17 protein-coding genes are annotated in these 20,899 nt (G+C 65.2%); 6 read left to right on the forward strand and 11 right to left on the reverse strand.

Translation table 11 applies throughout. The features are described 5' to 3' along the window. Positions 1-16: 16 nt before the first annotated feature. The gene (locus AC6H42_RS08655) at positions 17-2,278 is read right to left on the reverse strand and encodes a hybrid sensor histidine kinase/response regulator (protein ID WP_497547840.1); all 2,262 of its coding nucleotides are present in this window, start codon (positions 2,276-2,278) and stop codon (positions 17-19) included. Positions 2,279-2,293: 15 nt separating this feature from the next. After that, positions 2,294-3,055 (reverse strand): Crp/Fnr family transcriptional regulator, encoded by a 762-nt coding sequence (locus AC6H42_RS08660; RefSeq protein WP_057156408.1) that lies wholly within the window; start codon positions 3,053-3,055, stop codon positions 2,294-2,296. A 218-nt stretch (positions 3,056-3,273) separates the two neighbouring features. Between AC6H42_RS08660 and AC6H42_RS08665 the strand changes: the two genes are divergently transcribed. The 3 genes from AC6H42_RS08665 (at position 3,274) to AC6H42_RS08675 (ending at position 5,547) form a co-directional block, all read left to right on the forward strand. After that, positions 3,274-3,498, forward strand: a complete 225-nt coding sequence (locus AC6H42_RS08665; protein ID WP_157201006.1) for a hypothetical protein — start codon at positions 3,274-3,276, stop codon at positions 3,496-3,498. A gap of 147 nt (positions 3,499-3,645) precedes the next feature. Continuing rightward, positions 3,646-5,064 (forward strand): branched-chain amino acid transporter BcaP, encoded by a 1,419-nt coding sequence (bcaP, locus tag AC6H42_RS08670; protein WP_057156405.1) that lies wholly within the window; start codon positions 3,646-3,648, stop codon positions 5,062-5,064. Positions 5,065-5,139: 75 nt separating this feature from the next. Continuing rightward, positions 5,140-5,547 (forward strand): hypothetical protein, encoded by a 408-nt coding sequence (locus AC6H42_RS08675; RefSeq protein ID WP_497547841.1) that lies wholly within the window; start codon positions 5,140-5,142, stop codon positions 5,545-5,547. A gap of 40 nt (positions 5,548-5,587) precedes the next feature. Here AC6H42_RS08675 and AC6H42_RS08680 read toward each other — a convergent pair whose 3' ends face one another. From AC6H42_RS08680 to AC6H42_RS08705, 6 genes are all read right to left on the reverse strand, one after another. Further along, entirely contained in the window at positions 5,588-7,768 is a 2,181-nt protein-coding gene (locus tag AC6H42_RS08680; protein ID WP_497547842.1) for a xanthine dehydrogenase family protein molybdopterin-binding subunit, read from the reverse strand. Between the two features lie 5 nt (positions 7,769-7,773). Continuing rightward, positions 7,774-8,232, reverse strand: coding sequence for a (2Fe-2S)-binding protein (locus AC6H42_RS08685; protein WP_057156750.1), 459 nt, complete (start codon positions 8,230-8,232; stop codon positions 7,774-7,776). 120 nt (positions 8,233-8,352) lie between these two features. Further along, positions 8,353-8,916, reverse strand: a complete 564-nt coding sequence (locus AC6H42_RS08690; RefSeq protein WP_057156400.1) for a DUF1003 domain-containing protein — start codon at positions 8,914-8,916, stop codon at positions 8,353-8,355. An 80-nt stretch (positions 8,917-8,996) separates the two neighbouring features. After that, the gene (locus tag AC6H42_RS08695; RefSeq protein WP_497547843.1) at positions 8,997-9,428 is read right to left on the reverse strand and encodes a hypothetical protein; all 432 of its coding nucleotides are present in this window, start codon (positions 9,426-9,428) and stop codon (positions 8,997-8,999) included. Positions 9,429-9,516: 88 nt separating this feature from the next. Then, on the reverse strand, positions 9,517-10,116 hold the full coding sequence (locus AC6H42_RS08700; RefSeq protein ID WP_200953995.1) for a LysE family translocator: 600 nt from the start codon (positions 10,114-10,116) through the stop codon (positions 9,517-9,519). 116 nt (positions 10,117-10,232) lie between these two features. Next, complete coding sequence (locus tag AC6H42_RS08705; protein WP_082551977.1) at positions 10,233-10,415, reverse strand: hypothetical protein; 183 nt, start codon at positions 10,413-10,415, stop codon at positions 10,233-10,235. 224 nt (positions 10,416-10,639) lie between these two features. On the opposite strand from AC6H42_RS08705, the gene AC6H42_RS08710 reads away from it, so the two are divergent. Beyond that, positions 10,640-10,798 carry a hypothetical protein gene (locus AC6H42_RS08710; RefSeq protein WP_497547844.1) on the forward strand — a complete coding sequence of 53 codons (159 nt, stop codon included), beginning with the start codon at positions 10,640-10,642 and terminating at the stop codon, positions 10,796-10,798. Positions 10,799-10,822: 24 nt separating this feature from the next. On the opposite strand, the gene AC6H42_RS08715 is transcribed toward AC6H42_RS08710, so the two are convergent. Continuing rightward, the gene (locus AC6H42_RS08715; RefSeq protein WP_497547845.1) at positions 10,823-11,512 is read right to left on the reverse strand and encodes an isochorismatase family protein; all 690 of its coding nucleotides are present in this window, start codon (positions 11,510-11,512) and stop codon (positions 10,823-10,825) included. Between the two features lie 223 nt (positions 11,513-11,735). Here AC6H42_RS08715 and AC6H42_RS08720 point away from each other — a divergent pair, with 223 nt between their 5' ends. After that, positions 11,736-13,223 carry an MFS transporter gene (locus AC6H42_RS08720; protein WP_057156391.1) on the forward strand — a complete coding sequence of 496 codons (1,488 nt, stop codon included), beginning with the start codon at positions 11,736-11,738 and terminating at the stop codon, positions 13,221-13,223. A gap of 34 nt (positions 13,224-13,257) precedes the next feature. Next, complete coding sequence (locus AC6H42_RS08725; RefSeq protein WP_057156389.1) at positions 13,258-14,280, forward strand: glycoside hydrolase family 43 protein; 1,023 nt, start codon at positions 13,258-13,260, stop codon at positions 14,278-14,280. Positions 14,281-14,691: 411 nt separating this feature from the next. Here AC6H42_RS08725 and AC6H42_RS08730 read toward each other — a convergent pair whose 3' ends face one another. Together AC6H42_RS08730 and galB are read right to left on the reverse strand one after the other, a co-directional pair. Then, entirely contained in the window at positions 14,692-17,883 is a 3,192-nt protein-coding gene (locus AC6H42_RS08730) for a TonB-dependent receptor (protein WP_497547846.1), read from the reverse strand. 269 nt (positions 17,884-18,152) lie between these two features. Beyond that, entirely contained in the window at positions 18,153-20,873 is a 2,721-nt protein-coding gene (galB, locus tag AC6H42_RS08735) for a beta-galactosidase GalB (RefSeq protein ID WP_497547847.1), read from the reverse strand. Positions 20,874-20,899: the final 26 nt, after the last annotated feature.

A 20,899-nucleotide genomic window follows, 5' to 3' on the forward strand; every position in this document is an offset into this window, starting at 1 on the left:
CCGCCAGGGGCTTTACTCATTCCACGTCGGCGATCGCGCGCTGCAGCTCGGTGATGCCGGCCGGCTTGGTCAGGTGCAGGTCGAATCCCGCCGCTTCGGCGCGCTGCTTGTCGGCGGCCTGGCCGTAGCCGGTCAGCGCGATCAGGCGCAAGGCGCCGCGGCTGCGGGCGCGCAGCGCGCCGGCCAGCTGGTAGCCGTTCATGTCCGGCAGGCCGATATCGACAATGGCCACCTCGGGCTGCTCCGCAGCGAAACTGTCGAGCGCGGCGCAGGCGCTATGGACTGCCACCACCTCGTGGCCGCTCAATTCCAGCAGGGCCTGCAAGCCCTTCGCGGCGTCCTGGTTGTCGTCCACCACCAGGATGCGGCGGCGCGCCGGCTCTGACGATGTCGCATCGGCATGCGCGGCGCCGGCATCCGGCTCATGTTCCGGCGCGCCGTCGGCAGGCAGTCCCAGCCTGGGCGCGGCGATGGCAGGCAACAGCACTTCGAAAGTGCTGCCCTGCGCCTGCCCAGGGCTGATGGCGCCGATGCGCCCGCCGTGCCGTTCCACGATATTGCGGGCAATGGCCAGGCCCAGCCCCAAGCCGCCGGCCGCCCGCGCCAGCGGCTGAGGGGCCTGGTAGAATGGCTCGAAAATATGCTCCAGCATGCCCGGATGCATGCCGACGCCGTGGTCGCGCACCTGCAGGCGGGCCTGCCCGGACACCACTTCCAGCGTTACCGCAATGGCGCCATCGCCGCCGAAACGCACCGCGTTCGACAGCAAATTGGTCAGCACCTGCACCAGCCGGCTTTCATCGCCCATGACCCAGGCGCTCTCCGGCATGCGCACGCCGATGGCGGGCCCGCGCAGCTTGGCGCCGTTGGCCGCGTCCACCGCCTGGGCCACCACCTGGCACAGGTTCACCGGCGCCATGACCAGTTCCAGCTTGCCGCGCGTGATGCGCGACACGTCCAGCAAATCGTCCACCAGCCGCTTCAGGTGCACCACCTGGCGCCGCATCACGTCGCGCTCGCGCTGGTACACGCCCTGCTCGCGCGCCGACATCAGGTCCAGCGCGCTGACGATCGGACTTAAAGGATTGCGCAGCTCATGTCCCAGCACGGCCAGAAAGTCGTCCTTGGCGCGGCTGGCGCTCTCGGCGCGCGCCAGCGCCTCCTCCTGCGCCTTCAGCGCCTGTTCCAGCGACGCCAGCAAGTGTCCGCGCTCGCGTTCATGGCCGGTGCGCTGGTGCGCCGCCGCCTCCAGCGCCAACCCCATCATGTTCACTTCATAGATGCCGGACGGCGCAATCTGCACCGGCTCGCCGCGCCCCAGCCGCACCGCCTGCTCCTGCAGCGCACCGATCGCCGCCACCATGCGGCGCGCGATCAGCACCGCCAGCCCGGTGCACAGCAGCAGCGAAGCGATGATGGCGCCCGCGTACACCGCCGCGCTTTGGGCCAGGATGCCGGTTAGCGCGGCGGTCGGCGCGCCGACCGCCACGGTCCAGCCGTAGCGCGACAGGCGCGTGTAGGCCGACACCACTTCCACGTTTTCCAGCGTGCGCGTCACGCCCACGCCTTCCATCGGCCCGTTCTGCATCAGCTGCGCCAGGCTGGGGCTGGGTCCGGTGCCGATGGTGCGCTCGTGGTCCAGCGAACGCGCCACCCGCAGGCCGCTGCTGTCATGCACCGAGATCACCCAGCCGTCCGGATTGCGCTGGCGCTGCACCAGCTTGAGAATGCGGCTGGGCTGGATCGCCGCCGTCAGCACATAGAGATTGTTCTGGTTGTCGGTCACCGGCACCCGCACCGGGAAGGCCGGCTGCGCCGCCTGGCCGTGCGCGATGCGGCCGATCACAGGCTGGCGCAAGGACATGGCGCGCTGCAGGCTGTCCGGATCGATCACCCGCCCGTCCTGGGAGCCGTAGGGCAGCACGGTCTTGAACACGACTGCGCCGTTGGCGTCGGTCAGCACCACGCTGGACCAGTCGGATTGCATGTGCACCTGTTCCTTGGCGAAGTCGTAGAAGGCGCGCATGTCGCCGCTGCCCAGCGCGGGAGTGCGCGCCATGGTGCGCAGCGTGCCGACCCAGCCGTCCAGTTCCGCATCGACGGCGCTGGAGAGCGCGCGCGACAAATCCAGCATCGAGCGCTCCAGTTCGCGCCGCTGATGGTCGGCCGTCATCTTGACGCCCCAGGCGCCAATCAGGATCAGCGGAATAAAGCCGATCGCGGTCAGCAGCACCAGCAAATGGCGCAGCCGTACCGGGACACGGGATGGGACTAACATTTCACGGTTGGGAGGCTACTCCGGCAAGGCCAGGCGCGGCGCGAAGTAGCATGCGCCCGCATTGTTTTCCAGGATGGTGCGGTCCAGCACGTCGATCACGCCGCGGCGGCACTGGATCGCCCCTTCGGCCTGCAGCTTGGCGGCGCTGGCGGTAATGCTTTCGCGGCGCACGCCCAGCAGGTTGGCGATGTTCTCCTGCGTGGCTTTCAATTCAGTACCGATGGAGCGGTCCAGGCGCTCCAGCAGCCAGCGGCACAGTTTCTGGTCGATGCTGCTGTGGCGGCTGCTCACCACGTTCTGGGCCAGCTGGGTAAACATGCTGCTGGTGTAGCGCATCAGCTGCTGGGCCAGCATGCCACCCTCGGCGAACATGCCGCGCAGCGCCTCGGCATGCAGGCGGTAGCCGTAGCCGGCGCCGGTGACCACGGCGGTGTTGCTGGCGCGCTCGCCACGGTAGACGGCCACGCCGGCCACGCCTTCGCGGCCGACCACGGCGATCTCGGTGGTGGCGCCCTCCTCGTTAATATATTGCAGCGAGACGATGGCGTTGGTGGGGAAGTAGCAGTATTCGAGTTCGTCGCCGAAGTCGTACAGGCATTGGCCGGGCTTCAGCGGCACCAGTTCCATGTGCCCGAACAGGCGCTCCAGGTCGGCCTCGGGCAGGGCCCGCAGCAGCTCGTTCTGGCGGGCGCCGGCCAGCGACATGGCAGGCGCGGCGGCCGGACGGCGCACGGCTGGGGGAGGGGCGATGACACTATTGTGAGCGGCTGGGAACATGGGACACCTGATCTGTTGTTGTTTTCTTCAGGCTCTACTTTAATAGCGCCGGCAGCTCAGCAGTATCGGACCAGAAGATCGCCGCGTGTAGTACATCAGCAGGCGAAAATGTCATCTTATTCCTACGTAGTGAGAGGTAACGCACATTCAGCCATTCCCGGCTCGCCGATAATAGACCCATGGCAGCGCACCGCCCCACTACTGTTCGACGACACCAGATGGACAACTACTCCCAAGCCCTGTACGCCCTGAAACGCCAGAAACTCGCTGTCGAGCGCACGCTCGGCGCCAGGTCTACTGAAGAATGCGTGGTTGCGTCGCGCTGGGTGAGTGCCTGGCAGAAGCTGGTGCAGGCCCGGCTGGACCGCACCGCCGCCGCCTCGGCTGCCCCGATGCCGGCCGCCAGCCGCTACGTCGACCGCGCCGGCCGCCTGCTGCACTAATCGCCGCAACACCTCTCCACGTCTCCGTCCTTGCCATGGTGCCAACAAGGCGCCTTGTGCTAGTATGCGGCAGCGTCCAGCCATGATCTGGCCAGGCGCCCATACTTAAAAAATCTCAAGACAGAGACACATTGGAGAAACACGATAGTGAGCATCTTTAGAACCAAGAATCTAGACGACATGGTCGCCGCCAGCCGCAAACCGGGCGGCCTGGCCAAAGTACTCGGCCCCTTCGACCTCATCCTGATGGGCATAGGCGCCATTGTCGGCACCGGCATCTTCGTGCTGACCGGCACCGGGGCGCTGACCGCCGGTCCGGCCCTGACCATCTCCTTCGTGATCGCCGCCATCGCCTGCGGCTTCGCCGCCCTCTGTTACGCTGAATTTGCCTCCTCGGTGCCGGTTGCCGGCTCCATCTACACCTACAGCTACGCCACCCTGGGCGAAGTGGTGGCCTGGATGATAGGCTGGGACTTGCTGCTGGAATACGGCCTGGCCACTTCCGCCGTGTCGGTCGGCTGGTCCGGCTACCTGCAGTCGCTGCTGGCCAGCGTCGGTTTCCGCCTGCCGGTGGAGCTGACCGCCGCGCCCGGCGCCGTGCCCGGCGTGAGCACCTGGTTCAACCTGCCCGCGCTGCTCATCATGCTGGTGCTGACGGCCATGCTGTCGCTGGGCGTGCGCGAATCGGCCCGCGTCAACAACATCATGGTCGCCATCAAGATCGGCGTGGTGCTGCTGTTCATCGCGGTCGGCATCGGCCACGTGGAGCCGAGCAACTGGCAGCCGTACGCGCCGTTCGGCGCCACCGGCATCATGAGCGCCGCCGCGCTGGTGTTTTTCGCCTTCATTGGCTTCGACGCGGTGACCTCGGCCGCCGAGGAAGTCAAGCGCCCCGAGCGCGACTTGCCGATCGGCATTATCGGCTCGCTGGCCGCCTGCGCCGTGCTGTACGTGATCGTCTCGGCCATCATGACCGGCATCGTGCCTTACCAGAAATTCCTGGGCGTGGACCATCCGGTCACCCTGGCGCTGGAATATGCGGGCGAAAACTGGGTGGCGCGCTTCGTCAACCTGGGCGCCATCCTCGGCATGACGACGGTGATCCTGGTGATGGCCTACGGCCAGACCCGCATCATCTTCGCCATGTCGCGCGACGGCCTGCTGCCGAAAAAACTGTCGGAAGTGCACCCCAAGCACCACACGCCGTTCTTCGCCACGTGGATGGTGGGCCTGATCTTCGGCGGTATCGCCGCCCTGGTGCCGCTAAACGTGCTGACCGAGCTGATCAACATCGGCACGCTGGCCGCCTTCTGCCTGGTGTCGGTCGCCGTGATCGTGCTGCGCAAGAAGCGCCCCGACCTGCACCGCGCCTTCCGCTGCCCCGGCGTGCCGGTGGTGCCGGCGCTGGCGGTGGTGCTGTGCCTGGCGCTGATGAGCTTCCTGGCCTGGTTCACCTGGGTCGCCTTCGGCATCTGGCTGGCCATCGGCCTGGTGGTGTACTTCGGCTATGCCCGCCACCACTCGCTGCTGAACCAAACGGCGCCCGCCGGCCTCCCTGCCAAATAGCAGAGCGCCGGATTTCCGGCAATGGCTTATGATGACGGTTTACGTATTTGACAATCACATCAGCCGGAGCCGGAAATGATAGAAGGAAAAACCCTGCGCAGCGACCTGCAACACCTGTCGCGCGCGCTCAGGACGCTGCACAAAGCGCTGCTGGACGTCGAAACCCAGTATTTCGGCAACGTCGGCAGCGCTCTCGAACACCTGCAACTGGTCACCAGCCACCCGCATTTCGCCTGGCTGCAAAAGCTGTCCGGCATCATCAGCACGCTGGACGAATGCCTGGACGACGAGGAAGCCCTGGTGGTCGACCTGGAACGCCGCTTCCGCGCCGAGGTCGAAGGCCTGGTCGGCCCCCTGCCGGCCACGGACGAGGATTTCCGCCTGCGCTACAGCGCCATGCTGCACGATTCGCCCAAGGTCGCCATGGCGCATGGCGCGCTGCGCAAGGTACTGGCACAACTGCCGGCCGCCCCGGCGGACTAAGCACCATCCCGCACAAGCGCCGCGCCTGCCCCTCAGCCCGCTAAGCCTGTTTCAGCTGCTCCGCCTCCACCGGCAGGCGGCGCAGCCGTTTTCCGGTAGCCGCGAACACCGCGTTCACCAGCGCTGGCGCCACCATGGCGCAGCCGATCTCGCCCACGCCCCCCGGCGCCAGGCCATTCTGCACCAGGTGCACCTCGATGGGCGGCACTTCGTTCATGCGCAGCACCGGATAGTCGTGGAAGTTACCCTGCATGACGCGCCCGTTCTCCAGCGTCAGCTTGCCGTACAAGGCGGCCGTCAGCCCGTACACGCTGCCGCTCTCGATCTGCGCGATCACCCCGTCGGTATTTACAGCCTGGCCGCAATCGATGGCCGACACCACCCGTTTCAGACTGACCTGGCCCGCCGCGTCCACCGCCGCTTCCACCACGCAGGCGGCATAGCTGCCCCAGGCCACTGCCAGCGCCAGCCCCATGCCGGTCCCCGGCGCCATGGTCTTGCCCCAGCCAGCCTTTTGCGCCGCCAGCTCCAGCACCGCCAGCGCGCGCGGCTCCTTGCTCAGCACGGCGCGCCGATAGGCCAGCGGGTCGGCCTTGGCGCCGGCCGCCAGTTCATCCATGAAGCCCTCGATGACGAAGGTGTTGTGGGTAGGCCCGACACCGCGCCAGAAGCCGGTCGGCACCGCCGTCTCCACCGGGTGGAATTCCACCACCTTGTGGGCAAAGTCGTAGGGGCTGGCGGCGGCGTCGATGGCATCCGTGTCGATGCCGTCCTTCATCCATGCCGGCGCGTAGCGCGCCTCGACGGCCGAGCCGGCGAAGCGGTGGCGGAAGCCCACCGGCTTGCCCTTTGCGTCCAGCGCCATGGCCAGCTCGTCGCGGTATAGCGGACGGAAATAATCGTGCTGCATGTCCTCTTCCCGGCTCCACACCACCTTCACCGGGTAACTCACCTGGCGCGCGATCAGCGCCGCCTGCACGATGTAGTCCACCTCCAGCCTGCGCCCGAAACCGCCGCCCAGCAGGAAGTTATTGATGCGCACCGTGCCCGGGTCCACGTTCAGCGCCTTGGCCACGAAGTCCTGCGCCCGGCCCGCCGCCTGGGTGCCGGTCCAGATGTCCACGCCGTCCTTGCGCACGTGCGCGGTGCAGTTCATCGGCTCCATGGTGGCGTGGGCCAGGAAAGGCATCATATAAACCGCCTCCACCTGGCGCGCGCCGCCCTCGACCAGCTTGGCGTAGCCGCCTTCGCTCACCGCCAGCAGGCCCTTGCCGTTCATGGCCGCTTCCAGCTGGCGCTCCCATTCGGCTCCCGAGAACCTGGCGTTCGGTCCCTCGTCCCAGGTGATGGCCAGCGCGGCCAGGCCCTTGCGGGCGGCGCCGGTGTGGTCGGCGATGACCGCCACCGCATCGTCCAGCTTGACCACCTTGCGCACGCCCTTGACCGCGCGCGCCTTGCTGTCGTCCACCGACGCCAGCTTGCCACCGAAGACCGGGCAGGCCGCCACCGCCGCCACCTTCATGCCCGGCGCCTGCGCGTCGATGCCGAATTTGGCCGTGCCGTTCACCTTGGCGGCAATGTCCAGCCGCTTGGCCGGCGTGCCCACCAGGCGGAAGGCCGACGCGGGCTTGAGCGGCACCTCCGTGGGCGGCGGCATGGTTGCCGCCTTGGCCGCCAGTTCGCCGTATGTCAGCTTGCGGCCGCTGGCCTGGTGCGTCACCACGCCTTGCGCTACCGTGCAGCTGCCCGGCTCCACGCCCCAGGTGGACGCTGCGGCCGACACCAGCATGAGGCGCGCCGACGCGCCGGCCTTGCGCATCGGCTCCCACGCGCCGCGCACGCTGGCCGAAGCGCCCGTCAATTGCGCGCCGAACAGCGGGTGGCCGTACAGTTTTTCGTCGGCCGGGGCGTGCTCCACGCGCACGTTGGCCAGGTCCACTTCCAGTTCCTCGGCCAGCAGCATGGGAATAGCCGTGTAAGCGCCCTGCCCCATTTCCACGAATGGGCAAACCACCGTCACGCTGTTGTCGGCGCCGATGCGCAAATAGGCGTTGGGCGCGAATGCGGGGCCGGGCGCCATCTTTGCCGCAGCACCGGCGGACGGCAGGCAGAACGACAGCAGCAGGCCGCCGGCAGCGCCAAGACCGGTCTTCAGGAAGGCGCGCCGCGCCGCAGTGCGTGGCGTCGCATGCTTATCGTTACGCAGGTCGGATGCGTCCATGGCGGTCATCCTTTCTGCGCGGCGGTCTTGATGGCGGCGCGGATGCGGCCGTAAGTGCCGCAGCGGCACACATTGCCGGACATGGCCTGTTCAATGTCGCTGTCGCTGGGCCTGGGATTGGCCGCCAGCAGCGCCGTGGCCGACATGATCTGGCCGGATTGGCAGTAGCCGCATTGCGGCACCTCGTGCGCCACCCAGGCTTGCTGGATACGCTTGCCAGCCGGGGTGGCGCCGGCCGCTTCTATCGTCACCACCTTGCCCTTGCCAACGCTGCCGACGGGGGTGACGCAGGAGCGTACCGCCTGCCCGTTCAGGTGCACCGTGCAGGCGCCGCACAGCGCCATGCCGCAGCCGAACTTGGTGCCGGTCATCTGCCACACGTCGCGCAGCACCCACAGCAGCGGCGTGTCCCCCTCCACGTCGGCGGTCCGGCTCTTGCCGTTCACGTTGATTACATAGCTCATCATCATCCCCCCGGGTTGTTGTTCGCCTGCAAACAACATTATTGGACTATTCCGGGCCGAACTAAAGCAATGATGCGCTACCTCTTCCTTCTGGCTGAGCTGCGGCTCTACCGCCGCGTGCTATTCCTCGGCGGCGCGCTGCTCGCATATCCTGGTCAGCATGTCGATCTGCTTTTGCTGCATGGCCACCAGTTCGCGCCACTGCTCCTCGCGCAGATGGTCCAGCTTTTCATGCAGCAGCAGGATCTCCACTTCTGCCTTCAGGTTCACTTCGTAGTCGTGCTCCACGGTCATCCTGTCTTTCTGCGCCTGGCGGTTTTGTGACATCAGGATAATGGGCGCCTGCACCGAGGCCAGCATGGACAGGAACAGGTTCAGCAGGATGTAGGGGTAAGGGTCGAAGGGCTTGCCATGCCGCACCAGGATGACCGAGTTCAGCACCACCCAGGCCAGCAGTGTAGCCATGAACAAGCCGATGAAGGTCCACGAACCGCCAAAGGCGGCCACCGCGTCGGCCGCCTTCTGGCCGCGCGTGGCTTGCTGGTCGCCCTCCTGCGCCAGGTTGCGCGAAACGTGCTGGCGCGCCGCCAATTGGCGGGCTACCCGCTTGCATGCGGCATCCAGTTCGGCTTGAGAAGGCTCGGCGGCGGACGGCGGCACGGGCGGCGAAGAGACTGCAGGCATCGATTTTTTCATACTGTTAAGAGTAATACTAAGCGGCCGTGCAGGCAAACTGTGCGCAAGCGTGGCACGGCCGCTCCCGCTCAGCGCGCGCTGGCCATCTCCGCCGCCCAGTGGAACGACACCTCGCGCGGCCCATGGCCGACGTTGGCCGACCGTACTTGCTGCCGGCCGTCGACGTTGGCGATGATGCGGTAGCTGCCCGGGGGTAGCTTGGCATACACCATGGGACCGGCATCGGGCAGTTCAAGCACCGTGCGCCCGCGCCGGTCGCGCACGGTGACGGCCACGCCGGCCTGCATTTCGCCGTTGCGGTCGGCAAAGGTCAGCAGCAGGTTGTACTGATCCCGCTGCGCCTTCATTTCCTCGCGCTGTTCCGCGCCCACGCCGCCGGTAATGTATTCGGCCTCCTGGGCGCTGGCCAAAGCGCTGCTCAGTGTCAATGCTACCGTCAGCGCGGCCGCCTGCATGGTGCGAGCGGGCTTGCTGATATAGCGATTCGTGCAGGTATTCATCGCGTCCTCCTTGCCAAAGTAATGGCTCAGGGTAGCGCCGAGGCCGCAGCCATTCTGTACGCTAGCCCTCAGAGGCGCGCGGTCCGCCTTACAGCCACACCGCCAGCGCGGAATACGCCGTCAGCGCAATCATGGTGAAGCAAAACGCCTTTTGCCAGAACGGATCGGCCAGGTAACGGCGCAACAGCGCCCCCGCGCCCGCCCACAGCGAAATGCACGGCAGGTTCACCGCGCAAAACACCAGGCAGTACACGGCGATCGCCAGCGACACCGGCGCCATCTGCGGCAGGAAGGCCGAGCCGCCGGTGATGGCCATGATCCACGCCTTCGGATTGGCGAACTGGAAGATGGCCGCGCCCAGGAAACTCATGGGCCGGTGCGTTTTCTCGGCCTCCCGGTCGAAACTCATGGCGCGCATCTGCCAGGCCAGATACAGCAGATAGGCCGAGCCGGCCACCTTCAGCAGGGTCTGCATGGCCGGCACCGCCATCACCAGCGTGCCGATGCCCACCGCGCAAATCGCCAGCAGCACCCCGAAGCCGATGGTGATGCCCAGCATATGCGGAATGGAACGGCGGAAGCCGAACCAGATGCCGGACGAGGCCAGCATGATGTTGTTGGGACCGGGCGTGATGGACGAAACGAAGGCAAACGTCATCAGCGGGGCCAGCGGCAGCAGCAAGTCCATGGGATTCTCCTTATCAAGGCCCCCATGCTAGCGCACCCCTCCAATACAGTACCGATACACTTTACCGCAAAGTCGACTTAACTGTAACGGCCATCCACCCAATACAAGCACGGAAGTCACTCCGTGCCGCGCAGCACCAGCTCGCAATAGGCAACGTCCTCCCCCTGGTTCGCCGCAACCAGGCCCCAGCCCAGCTGGCGCCGGATCTCGGGCATCGACGGCGGCGGACACTGCTGTGCCTGCCGCGTTTCCATGTATTGCCGAATCTGCTCTTTGCTCGGCTGTTGCTGCTGTCCCATCTTTGTCTCCTGATCCAAACAAACCGCTCACATTGCGGATTTCATCTTAGGAGGCCGGCGCATATCTTACCAATTCATAATTTCTTATAAGCGATATCAATACGGGTATCTATCTTTTAGCAACATTCACAATTCGAATGTCTGGCATCGGTATTTGCAATTGGATTTATATGCTGCAGCGCACTAATATGAACTCATCGCAATCCTACATGCAGGAGAACAACATGAATTTCCCACCCTACCCACCCTACGCCGTAAGTCAAGTCATCTACGGCCCATCGCCATCCGACGTGCGTCTCTGGACCCGTTTCCTGCGTGCCAAGCTGCGCAAGATCATCGAGCACATGGGCCGGCCATACATGGACGGCTACCCGCCAGCCTGAGCGGCCGTGTAAGCAATCCTTGCATCAAGGGCGCGCGGAATCCAGCTGCTGGCCCTTGCTGATCACCTCCTGGGCCTTGCCGTAGCTCTCGCTCAGCAATTGGTACTCGGGGAAGATCCGGGAGTAAATGGCAGCCCACTCCTGCGCATCGTCGCGGTGCCAGGTCTTCTGCAGTTCCGCCGCCACCGCCGCCGTGTCCATCGGCACCACACCGGCCTGCACCACGCGGGCCAGCGTAATCTCCTGCGCCATCTTGGAATACGTGCCTGACGCATCGACCACGGCGAACACCTTGTAGCCGTCGCAAACCGCGCTAATCGCCGGAAACGCCATGCATACGCTGGTAATGGTGCCGGCGATGATCAGTGTCTTGCGTCCCGTCGCCTTGACCGCCGCCACGAAATCCGGGTTGTCCCAGGCATTGATCTCGCCGCGCCGCGCCACGTACTGCGCGTGCGGCGCGTTGGCATGAATCTCCGGGATCAGCGGACCGTTCGGCCCCTGCGGCACGGACGCCGTGGTGATCACCGGCAGCTTGGCCAGCGCGGCCATCTTCGCCAGCGCCGCGGCGTGGGCGCGCAAGCGCGGCATCGGCATGTCGTTGACAGTCTGGAACAGGCCGCTCTGATGGTCAATCAGCAGCATCGCCGCGTCGGCCGGGTCAATCACAGGGCGCGTGCCGCCGCAGTTGGCGATATTGTTCGGCATACTCATTTCTAGTCTCCTTGGAAAGTTGGCTCGTGCGAAACCGCACTGCACCGATGCTATTCCCGGAACAATGCCGCCACTAGCCACTAGTTTCCCAACTCAGCGTCCCATCGACAGAACAGTGAGCGGCGCGGCACAGTTGACGACCACCGCCAAATGGTTCAACATCACGAAATGGTAGCGCTATTCATTTCGAATCGCGCACTGATAACGATAAATACGAGACAACATGACAAGCATCGCAGACAGCTCCACGGCGAAACTGGGGACGTTGGAGAAAATCGGCTACAGCCTGGGCGACCTGGCGGCCAACCTGATCTTCCAGACCCTGCTGACCTTCATCGCCTTCTTCTACACGGACGTGGCGAAGATCTCCCCCAACGCGGCGGCCAGCATCATCTTCGCCGGCGGCCTGGTGGGCGCCTGCTTCAACCCCATCATGGGCCTGATCGCCGACCGCACCGTCACGCGCTGGGGCAAGTTCCGCCCCTGGATACTGTGGACCTCGGTGCCCTTCGGCCTGGTCGCCATCCTCGCCTTCAGCGTGCCCGACCTCGGCGCGCAGGGCAAAGTCATCTACGCCACACTGACCTATGTGCTGCTGATGCTGATCTATTCGGCCAACAACCTGCCCTACTCCGCCCTCAGCGGCGTGCTTACCGGCAGCATGGAACAGCGCAACAGCCTGTCGGCCTACCGCTTCGTGGCCGTGATGGTGGCGCAGTTCATCATTCAGGTGCTGCTGCTGCCGCTGGTGCTGATCCTGGGCGGCGGCGACAAGGTGCAAGGCTTCCAGAACACCATGATCATCTTCGCCGTGGCCGGTACGCTGTGCTTCCTGGTCACCTTCTTCACCACCAAGGAGCGCATCGTACCCACCGCCGAGCAGCGCTCCAGCATCCGCCAGGACATCATCGACCTGCTGGGCAACCGTCCATGGGTGGTGATGCTGGTGCTGACCATCCTGGTGTTCATCACGCTGGCCCTGAAGGGCGGCATGTACATTTTCTACTTCAAGACCTATCTGGACGAAGCGTCGCTGGCCGCCTTCCTGCGCGACGTGGGCTTTATCGGCTTCATCAACGGCCTGAACTCGGTCCTCACCAGCGTCGGCCTGACCAAGTTCCAGTGGCCGGAAGACGCCGCCACCTCCGGCTTCAGCCTGTTCAACGCCGCCGGCATCCTGATGATGATCATCGGTATCGGCTTCTCCAAGCCGCTGGCCGACCGCTTCGGCAAGCGCGACGTGTTCGGCGCCGCGCTGCTGGTGTCCACCCTGTTCATGCTGGCGTTCTACTTCTATGCGCCCAGCTCGATCGGCCTGGTGTTCGTATCCCAGACCCTGCACGGCTTCTTCTACGGCATCACCATCCCGCTGCTGTGGGCCATGATCGCCGACGTGGCCGACTACTCTGAATGGAAAAACAACCGCCGCGCCACCGCGCTGCTGTTCTCGGCCATGATCTTCGGCCTGAAAGCGGGCCTCAGCATCGGCGGCGCGCTGGTGGCCGCGCTGCTGTCCATGATCGGCTACGACGCCCTGCTGGCGGTGCAGCCGGAAACCGTGGCGGTCGGCATCAAGCTGTCAGTCAGCATCTACGCCTCGATTCCCTTCCTGCTTGGCGTGGCCAGCCTGGTGTTCTACGACATCCGCAAAGCCACCGAGCGCACCATCGAACAAGAACTGGGCATGCGCCGCGCCGCCGCCCAGCGCTAAGCACAACAATCCACTACAAACTTAGGTAACAGAAATGCCAGAACAGGAATTGAAGCAGGACGATCTGCAGCAGCTGAAGGCGCGCGCCATCTCGCAGCCCCTGGTTGAGCACATCTACACGGCCGACCCGTCGGCCCATGTATTCAACGGCCGCCTCTACGTCTATCCGTCGCACGACATCGAAGCCGGCATCGCCTTCAACGACAACGGCGACCACTTCGCCATGGAAGACTACCGTGTACTGTCGATGGAGCGCCCCGGCGCCGAAACGGTGGACCACGGCGTGGCGCTGCACGTGAATGACGTGCCCTGGGCCGAACGCCAGATGTGGGCGCCCGATGCCGCCTTCAAGGACGGCAAGTACTACCTCTACTTCCCGGCCAAGAAGGCCGACGGCATCTTCCAGATCGGCGTCGCCATCGGCGACGGCCCGGCCGGCCCCTTCGTGCCCGAAGCGGCGCCGATCGAAGGCAGCTACTCCATCGACCCGGCGGTGTTCGAAGACGGCGGCGAGCACTACATGTACTTCGGCGGCATCTGGGGCGGCCAGCTGCAGAAATACCGCGACAACGTCTACAGCGCGGCGCACCAAGAACCGGCCGACGGCCAGCCCGCGCTGCAAGCGCGCGTGGCCCGCCTGGGCGGCGACATGAAGCAGTTCGCCGAAGCGCCGCGCGCGGTCGTCATCCTGGACCAAAACGGCAAGGAACTGCTGGCCGAAGACCACGACCGCCGCTACTTCGAAGGCCCGTGGATGCACAAGTACAAGGGCAAGTACTACTTCTCCTACTCCACCGGCGACACCCACTTCCTGTGCTACGCCACCGGCGACAGCCCGTACGGCCCGTTCACCTACCAGGGCCGCATCCTGAGCCCGGTGATCGGCTGGACCACGCACCACTCCATCTGCGAATTCGAAGGCCGCTGGTACCTGTTCTACCACGACAGCAGCCTGTCCGACGGTGTCACCCACCTGCGCTCGGTCAAGATGACCGAGCTGCAATACGACGCTGACGGCAAGATCATCCCCATCTCTCCCTACGGCAAATCCGCCTAACCCGGACCACACCGTAGCTTCCGCCCAGCCGGCCCCGCCCGCTGGGTTTTTTTACAGCAAAATGGGGTCAGGGTTAATTGTTTTGTCTTGGACAAGATAATTAACCCTGACCCCATTTTGGTTTTTAGAAAGTTAAAGCCCGGCAGGGGTGAGGCTGGCGCTGGCTTAGAACGAGGTGTGTGGCGACAGCAGTAGCTGGCGCCTGGCCTCCCTACGGCAAATCCGCCTGACCCGGAGCCCACTGTCGCTTCCGCCTGCCGGCCCCGCCCGCTGGGTTTTTTTACAGCAAAATGGGGTCAGGGTTAATTATTCTGTCTTGGACAAAATAATTAACCCTGACCCCATTTTGATTTTTGGAAAGTTAAAGCGCGGCAGGGGTGAGCTGCCGGGCCGGATGAGGCTGGCGCTGGCTTAGAACGAGGTGCGCAGCGACAGCGTGTAGCTGGCGCCTGGCTTGTACTCGTCGAAGATGGCGTTGCTGAACTGCGTGTAGGTCTGGCTGATGGCCTTGTTGGCGTTCCACACGCTGAACGTGACGTCGGTGTTGTAGCGGAAGTTGAACATCTGCTTGAGGTTCATGCCGACCGATGCGTCCACTTGCGCGCGTTCGGTGGTGTACGCGTAGGCGCCGCCCGGCACGTTCAGGCCGGTGCTGGTGTTGACCACGTGCGCTGCCGTGTACTGGCGGGCCACACGCACGTTCAAGCCGTTGCGCTCATAGTACAGCGTCAGGTTGTTGGTGCGCGGCGGCACGCCGGCCACCGGCGGCGCGTTCTTGGCCGAGTCGGTCTGCTTGGCGTAGGTGAAGTTGGCCGTCAAGCCGAAGCCTTTCACCGGCAGCATGTCCAGCGGCTGCTGCCAGGTCAGCTCGACGCCACGCACTTTGAGCTTGGTGTCGATGTTGAACGGCTCGGTGATTTCCACCAGGTGCTTGTCGCGCCCCCCGCTGGCGGTCACCGACTGCTGCTGCGCGTCCGTCAGGCCGATGGTGCCGAACATCTGGTCCAGCTGCGCCAGCGAGTAGGTGGTGATGCGCTGGCCCGGACGGCTGATGATGTCCTTGGCGAAGCCACTGGCCGACACGTAGGATTCGCGCGTCATGTAGTACTCCAGGCCCACGTCCAGGTTCTCCGCTTCGAACGGCTTGAGCTTGGGATTGGTGACGCTGCCCTGGCGCGCGCCCTGGTCGCCCAGCGTGAGCTGGGTCTGGCGCAGGTCGGCCGGGCTGGCGCGTGTCATGGACTTGGAGCCGGAGGCGCGCAGGATCAGCTTGGGCGTGATGTTGTAGGCCAGCGTGCCCGATGGCAGCGCGTTGCCGTACTTGACCGATTCGTAGGCCCAGACGCCAACGTTGTCGTACAGGCCGCCGTTCAGCAAGGCGGCGTTGCGCGGGTCGGCGCCGACGCTGAGCGCGCCGATGGTCTGCTTGGTCTCGGCATAGCGCACGCCGGCGTTGTAGCGCAGCGTGCCGCCGAACAGCTGGGTGCGGCCAGTGGTTTCCACATAGGCTGCGCTCACCACTTCGCGGATGTAGCCGCCGCTGCCGTTCTGGAAGCCCTTCTTGATGTTGTCGCGGAAGTACTGGTAGTCCGTCGCTTGCGCGAACTTTGGCCAGTCCAGCGTGATGAAGCCGTTGCCCGATGGCTTGGCGTAGTTCACCACGGCGGAGTTCGGCACCACCGAGCCCAGGTAGGTCAGCGGCGCGGCGCCGGCGGTGGAGCCGGTGCCGTAGCCCGGATAGGCGGTGGCCACGTCGGTGACCGCGCCCGGCGTGCTGCGGCCGTCGCAGCCCGGGGTGCGGATCTGCGTGTTGGGCTGGAAGAAGCGGTAGCTCATGTTGTTGCCGCAGGCGACGTTCATCCACGCGTCGGCCACCGAGTAGCTGCGGTAGCGGCGCTCGATGTCGTCCCACGAACCGCCTACTTTGATGCTGAAGTCGTTGTCGCCCCAGTTGACGTTCAGGCGCGAGCCCTTGGTCTTGTTGTTGCGCTCGTACAGGTCCATGCGCAGGCCGGACAGGCCCTGGCCGGCCTGGTACCAGCCGAAATTGGCCGGGTCGTTCACGTCCAGGTTGCCGGAGTAGATGGGCGCCCGGCCCGATACCGTGTTGTCGTAGTTGATGACCGAGTTCGGCGACTTGGTGGCCAGCAGCACGGTCGGCATGTCGCGGAAGAAGGTGCTGTTGGTGGCGTTGAAGTGGGCGTCGATCACCCACTTGTCGGCCGGACGGAATTCAAAGCCCGGGTTGAAACTGCGGAACTTGGTCTTCTCTTCCATCGGCCGGTACTCCAGCGACCAGAAGGTGTTGGCGAAGGTGGCCTTGGTGATGGTGCAGCCGATGGTGCAGTCGCTGCGGTCGAACTCCATGCCGATCGGGATCACGGTGTTGGCGCGGGTGCCGGCGTTCATGGCCTCGTAGGTCATCTTGTTGTTCTTCTGGGCGAACAGCGTGTCGAGGTAGATGTCCCACTTCTCGTTCGGCTGCCATTGCAGGCTGATGACTTCGCCGGCGCGCTTGCGCTCGCCCTCGTACACCAGGTGGCGGCCCAGGCGGCCCATCAGGCCGTTGTCGATCTGCCCCATGGTGGCGCCGGGGTTCAACGCCAGCAGCATGGCGCGGTCGATCTGCTTGCCTGGCACCAGGATGGGGCGCGCATAGGCGGGCAAGGCGTCCAGCGCCAGGCCGGACGGCACGGTGTCCGGCGTCGATTGCGAGCCGCCGCCGGTGCTGTTTGGCTTGTCGGTGGCGTTGCTCTGGAAGCTCTTCAGCTGCAGGTTGCGCATGTCCACGGTCTGGAAGCCGTCGGTCTTGTATTCGGTGTTGCCCCATGCGATACCGGCCAGCGCGCCGAATTTGCCGAAGCGGCTGTCGTTCCAGGTATTGCTGACCAGGGCCGAGCCGGTGTGGCCGGTCTTGCTGTTTTGCTCGCGGTAGTTGCCGCTCAGGGTGAAGGCAGAACGGAAGCCGGACTTGTCGAACGGGCGCACGCTGCGCATGTTGACCGTGCCGGCGATGCCGCCTTCGATCAGGCTGGCCTGCTGGCTTTTATAGACGCTGGCACTGCGGAACAGTTCGGACGGCAGGAAGTCCATGTCCACTTCGCGGTTGGCGCTGATGGAGCCGCCCCAGCTGCCGGCCGAGGCCGACGCCATCGGCGCATTGTTCAGCAGTACGCGCGTGAAGGCCGGGCCCATGCCCCGGATGGAGATGTTCAGGCCTTCGCCGTCGATCTCGGCGCGGCGCACGGTCACGCCCGGCACGCGGGCCAGCGCGTCGGCGATATTAGGGTCGGGGAACTTGCCCATGTCCTCGGAGAACACGGTGTCGCTCAGGCCGATGTTGTCGCGCTTTTCCATCGCGGACAGGCCCAGCGAGCTGCGGAAGCCGCTCACCGTGACGACCGCCTTGTCGGCTGGCGACTTGGCGATCGCTTCGGTATTCGATTGGGCGGTGGTTTGCGTGGCCGCAGGCGTGGTGCCCTGCGCTGCGGCCGGTTCGGTCTGTGCGTATGCGGTGGAAATCAACCCCGCGAGGACGGTCATTACAAACACTTCTCCCCCCGAGCCAAAGCGCCGGACGGCGCCTCCCAGTTGCTTGGTCATACTTGTCTCCTCTGTTGTGGCCTCTTGTGCCTTGGTTGTCTGCGCCAGCGGGCGCATCAATCTTCTTATGTCAGGAAAAGCAAATTGTTGGTTGCGCAAACGCTCTGTGCGCCGCCATATAAGATCAGGTGCGGATACCCTCCTTCGTTAAAATTCAATGGTAGAGATATTCAAATGAATAGCGCTACCATTTGATTGTGACCTTTTCAGCAACGCTGCGTCAACAACATCGTGTCCATGCGTTGTTACATGGACACGAAACGACTTAATTAATTTGCTTGCAACGTGGTCGACGCGCCTTGCAGCGCTGCGGATTCGGCACGCACGGTGATGGCGCCGCGCTGGCCGGGCTTGCCGCGCACAATCACCAGCGCCAGGCCGTTGAAGGCTGGCCGCTCGGCCGACGGGAACGGTACGAAGCTGGTCGGATCGCCGTTGTCGGTGGCGACGATCTCGCCCGGGCCTTCGATGCTGAACTTGACCTGGTTCTTCGCCATGGGCGCGGTGTTGCCATCCTTGTCCGCCACGCGCAAGGTGATGAAGGACAGGTCCAGGCCGTCGGCGGCGATCTGCTTGCGGTCCGGCGCCAGGTCCAGCTTCGCGGCGCTGCCCACGGTGCGCACGGTGGAGGTGGTCCATTCCTTGCCCTGCTTGTAGGCCACCACTTTCACCTCGCCCGGTTCATACGTCACCAGGTCCCAGCGCAGGCGGTATTCGAACTCGGTGCGCTTCTTGCGGCCCTGGCTTTTGCCGTTGACGAACAGCTCGGCCTCGTCGCCGGAGGTAAACACATGCACCGGCGTGACCTTGCCTTCGCGGCCCGGCCAGGTCCAGTGCGGCAAGATGTGCGCCAGCGGCAGCTCGGGCCTCCAGCGCGCCTGGTACAGGTAGAAGCGGTCCTTCTTGAAACCGGCCAGATCGATCATGCCCGAGTAGGAACTGCGCGAGGAATAGAACGGCGTCGGTTCGCCCAGGTAGTCCCAGCCGGACCAGACGAATTCGCCCGCCACGAAGGGATACTGGTCCTGCGCGGCCCAGGAGCGGTCCGCCGAGGTGCCGAAATCGGCCGCGTACAGCTCGTAGGCGCTGACCTGGCGCGTGGCCCAGTCGCCGCCCGCGTCCGGACGCACCGGCGAGGTGAGCGCGCCGGTCACCGGGAACTGGTACTCGCCGCGGCTGCTCAGCGCGGACGCGCTTTCGCTGCTGAAGATTACCTTGTCCGGGAAGCGCGCGCGGAACTCGGGGAAGCGGCCCGGATTGGTGCGGATGCCCGCACCCTGGTAGTTCACGCTGATCATGTCCACGGTGGTGGGCAGCGGCATGTCGGCGCGGGCGAAGTTCATGGCTGTCATGGTCGGGCGGCCGGGGTCTTCCTCGCGCACGATGGCGTGCAGCTTGCGGCCGATGGCGGCGCCGGCCTCGCCCGAATACTGCTCGCCCACCTCGTTGCCGATGCTCCAGATCACCACGGATGGATGGTTGCGGTCGCGCCGCAGCATGGAGCGCAGGTCCTGCTCGTGCCAGTCGGGGAAGATCAGGTGCGTGTCCAGCGCAGTCTTCTTGCGCTCCCACACGTCGAACACTTCGTCGATGACGACAATGCCCATGCGGTCGGTCAGTTCCAGCAGCTCGGGCGCGGGCGGATTGTGGCTCATGCGCAGCGCATTGGTGCCCATCTCGATCAGGATCTCCAGCTGGCGCTCGGCGGCGCGCACGTTGAAGGCGGCGCCCAGCGCGCCCAGGTCGTGGTGGTTGTTCACGCCCTTGAACGGAATGTGCTCGCCGTTGACGAACATGCCCTGGTTGGGGTCCATGCGCACCTCGCGCACGCCGAACTTGGTCTCGTAGCTGTCCACCACGGCGCCGTCACGCTTCACGGTGGTCACGGCCACATAGCGGTTCGGACGCTGCGTCGGCGGCGGCCCCCACAGGCGCGGATTGGCGATGGCCACCGAGCCGCTGGCCGTGCCGCTGGCGCCGGCCGCCAGCCGGATGCGCGCCGGTGCGATGGAGGCGACCACGCCGCCCGTCTTCGCGCCCTTGTCGTCCAGGTTGTAGATGGCGGTGGCCACTTCCACCTCCGCTGCGGCGCCGGAATCGTTATCCACCGCCACGTCCAGCGACACTTCGGCGGATGCCTTGCTGACCTTGGCGGTCTTCACATGTGTACCCCACTGGCCCACGTGCACCGGGTTGGCCTTGGTCAGCCACACGTTGCGGTAGATGCCGCCGCCCGGATACCAGCGCGACGATTCCGGCGGGTTGTCGAGACGGATCGCCAGCGTATTGGCGCCTCCCGGCACCACGTAGGGCGTCAGGTCCACGCGCCAGGAGTTGTAGCCGTAAGGCCAGCCGCCCACCAGTTTGCCGTTCAGCCAGACCGACGAGTAGGACATGGCGCCTTCCACGTCGAGGAAGATGGAGCGGCCCTTGTCGGACGCGGGGATGGCGAGCTGCTTGCGGTACCAGCCTATGCCCCAGCTGGGCAGGCGGCCCACGCCGCCGTATGGCCCCTGCTCCAGGAAAGGCCCTGCGATGGCCCAGTCGTGCGGCAGGCTGACGCGCTTCCAGGCGCTGTCGTCATAGCCGGTCTTCAAGTAGGCCACATCCAGCCTGGGCTCCTGCGCGGGGCGCCGGTGGCGGCGCGCCGGGTCGCGGATGAAGGCGTTGCCGGTCGGGAGTATCCACGCTTTGAGCACCGGGGCCTGCGCCGCGCCGGCCTGGACGGCGGCATCCGGCACCGCGTCCGCCGCCTTGCCGTCTTCGCTGATTTTCACTTCGGGGCGCACGTCGTAGCGCAGCGAATCGGACGTGCCGGCCGGGTCGCCCATCTGGAAGCGCCAGTCGGCGTTGATCAGCACGCGCTCGCGCTGCGCCGGGCTTGCTGCCGGGGTCGCGGCCGCAGCGGCTGCCGCACTGCCGAATCCGACCGCCATACCCGCATACAGCATCAGGCGGCCAAGCGCCGTGTAGTTAGGAATTGGTTTCATGTCTCGTTGTCGTCGTATTAAAAAAA

It is taken from the genome of Massilia sp. NBRC 108631 (assembly GCF_059704565.1).

Excerpts from the sequence above, each read along its gene's own strand:
- AC6H42_RS08655 (WP_497547840.1), bottom strand. The coding sequence starts at position 2,278 with ATGTTAGTCCCATCCCGTGTCCCGGTACGGCTGCGCCATTTGCTGGTG.
- AC6H42_RS08660 (WP_057156408.1), bottom strand. The coding sequence starts at position 3,055 with ATGTTCCCAGCCGCTCACAATAGTGTCATCGCCCCTCCCCCAGCCGTG.
- AC6H42_RS08665 (WP_157201006.1), top strand. The coding sequence starts at position 3,274 with ATGGACAACTACTCCCAAGCCCTGTACGCCCTGAAACGCCAGAAACTC.
- AC6H42_RS08675 (WP_497547841.1), top strand. The coding sequence starts at position 5,140 with ATGATAGAAGGAAAAACCCTGCGCAGCGACCTGCAACACCTGTCGCGC.
- AC6H42_RS08680 (WP_497547842.1), bottom strand. The coding sequence starts at position 7,768 with ATGGACGCATCCGACCTGCGTAACGATAAGCATGCGACGCCACGCACT.
- AC6H42_RS08685 (WP_057156750.1), bottom strand. The coding sequence starts at position 8,232 with ATGAGCTATGTAATCAACGTGAACGGCAAGAGCCGGACCGCCGACGTG.
- AC6H42_RS08690 (WP_057156400.1), bottom strand. The coding sequence starts at position 8,916 with ATGCCTGCAGTCTCTTCGCCGCCCGTGCCGCCGTCCGCCGCCGAGCCT.
- AC6H42_RS08695 (WP_497547843.1), bottom strand. The coding sequence starts at position 9,428 with ATGAATACCTGCACGAATCGCTATATCAGCAAGCCCGCTCGCACCATG.
- AC6H42_RS08700 (WP_200953995.1), bottom strand. The coding sequence starts at position 10,116 with ATGGACTTGCTGCTGCCGCTGGCCCCGCTGATGACGTTTGCCTTCGTT.
- AC6H42_RS08705 (WP_082551977.1), bottom strand. The coding sequence starts at position 10,415 with ATGGGACAGCAGCAACAGCCGAGCAAAGAGCAGATTCGGCAATACATG.
- AC6H42_RS08710 (WP_497547844.1), top strand. The coding sequence starts at position 10,640 with ATGAATTTCCCACCCTACCCACCCTACGCCGTAAGTCAAGTCATCTAC.
- AC6H42_RS08715 (WP_497547845.1), bottom strand. The coding sequence starts at position 11,512 with ATGAGTATGCCGAACAATATCGCCAACTGCGGCGGCACGCGCCCTGTG.
- AC6H42_RS08720 (WP_057156391.1), top strand. The coding sequence starts at position 11,736 with ATGACAAGCATCGCAGACAGCTCCACGGCGAAACTGGGGACGTTGGAG.
- AC6H42_RS08725 (WP_057156389.1), top strand. The coding sequence starts at position 13,258 with ATGCCAGAACAGGAATTGAAGCAGGACGATCTGCAGCAGCTGAAGGCG.
- AC6H42_RS08730 (WP_497547846.1), bottom strand. The coding sequence starts at position 17,883 with ATGACCAAGCAACTGGGAGGCGCCGTCCGGCGCTTTGGCTCGGGGGGA.
- galB (WP_497547847.1), bottom strand. The coding sequence starts at position 20,873 with ATGAAACCAATTCCTAACTACACGGCGCTTGGCCGCCTGATGCTGTAT.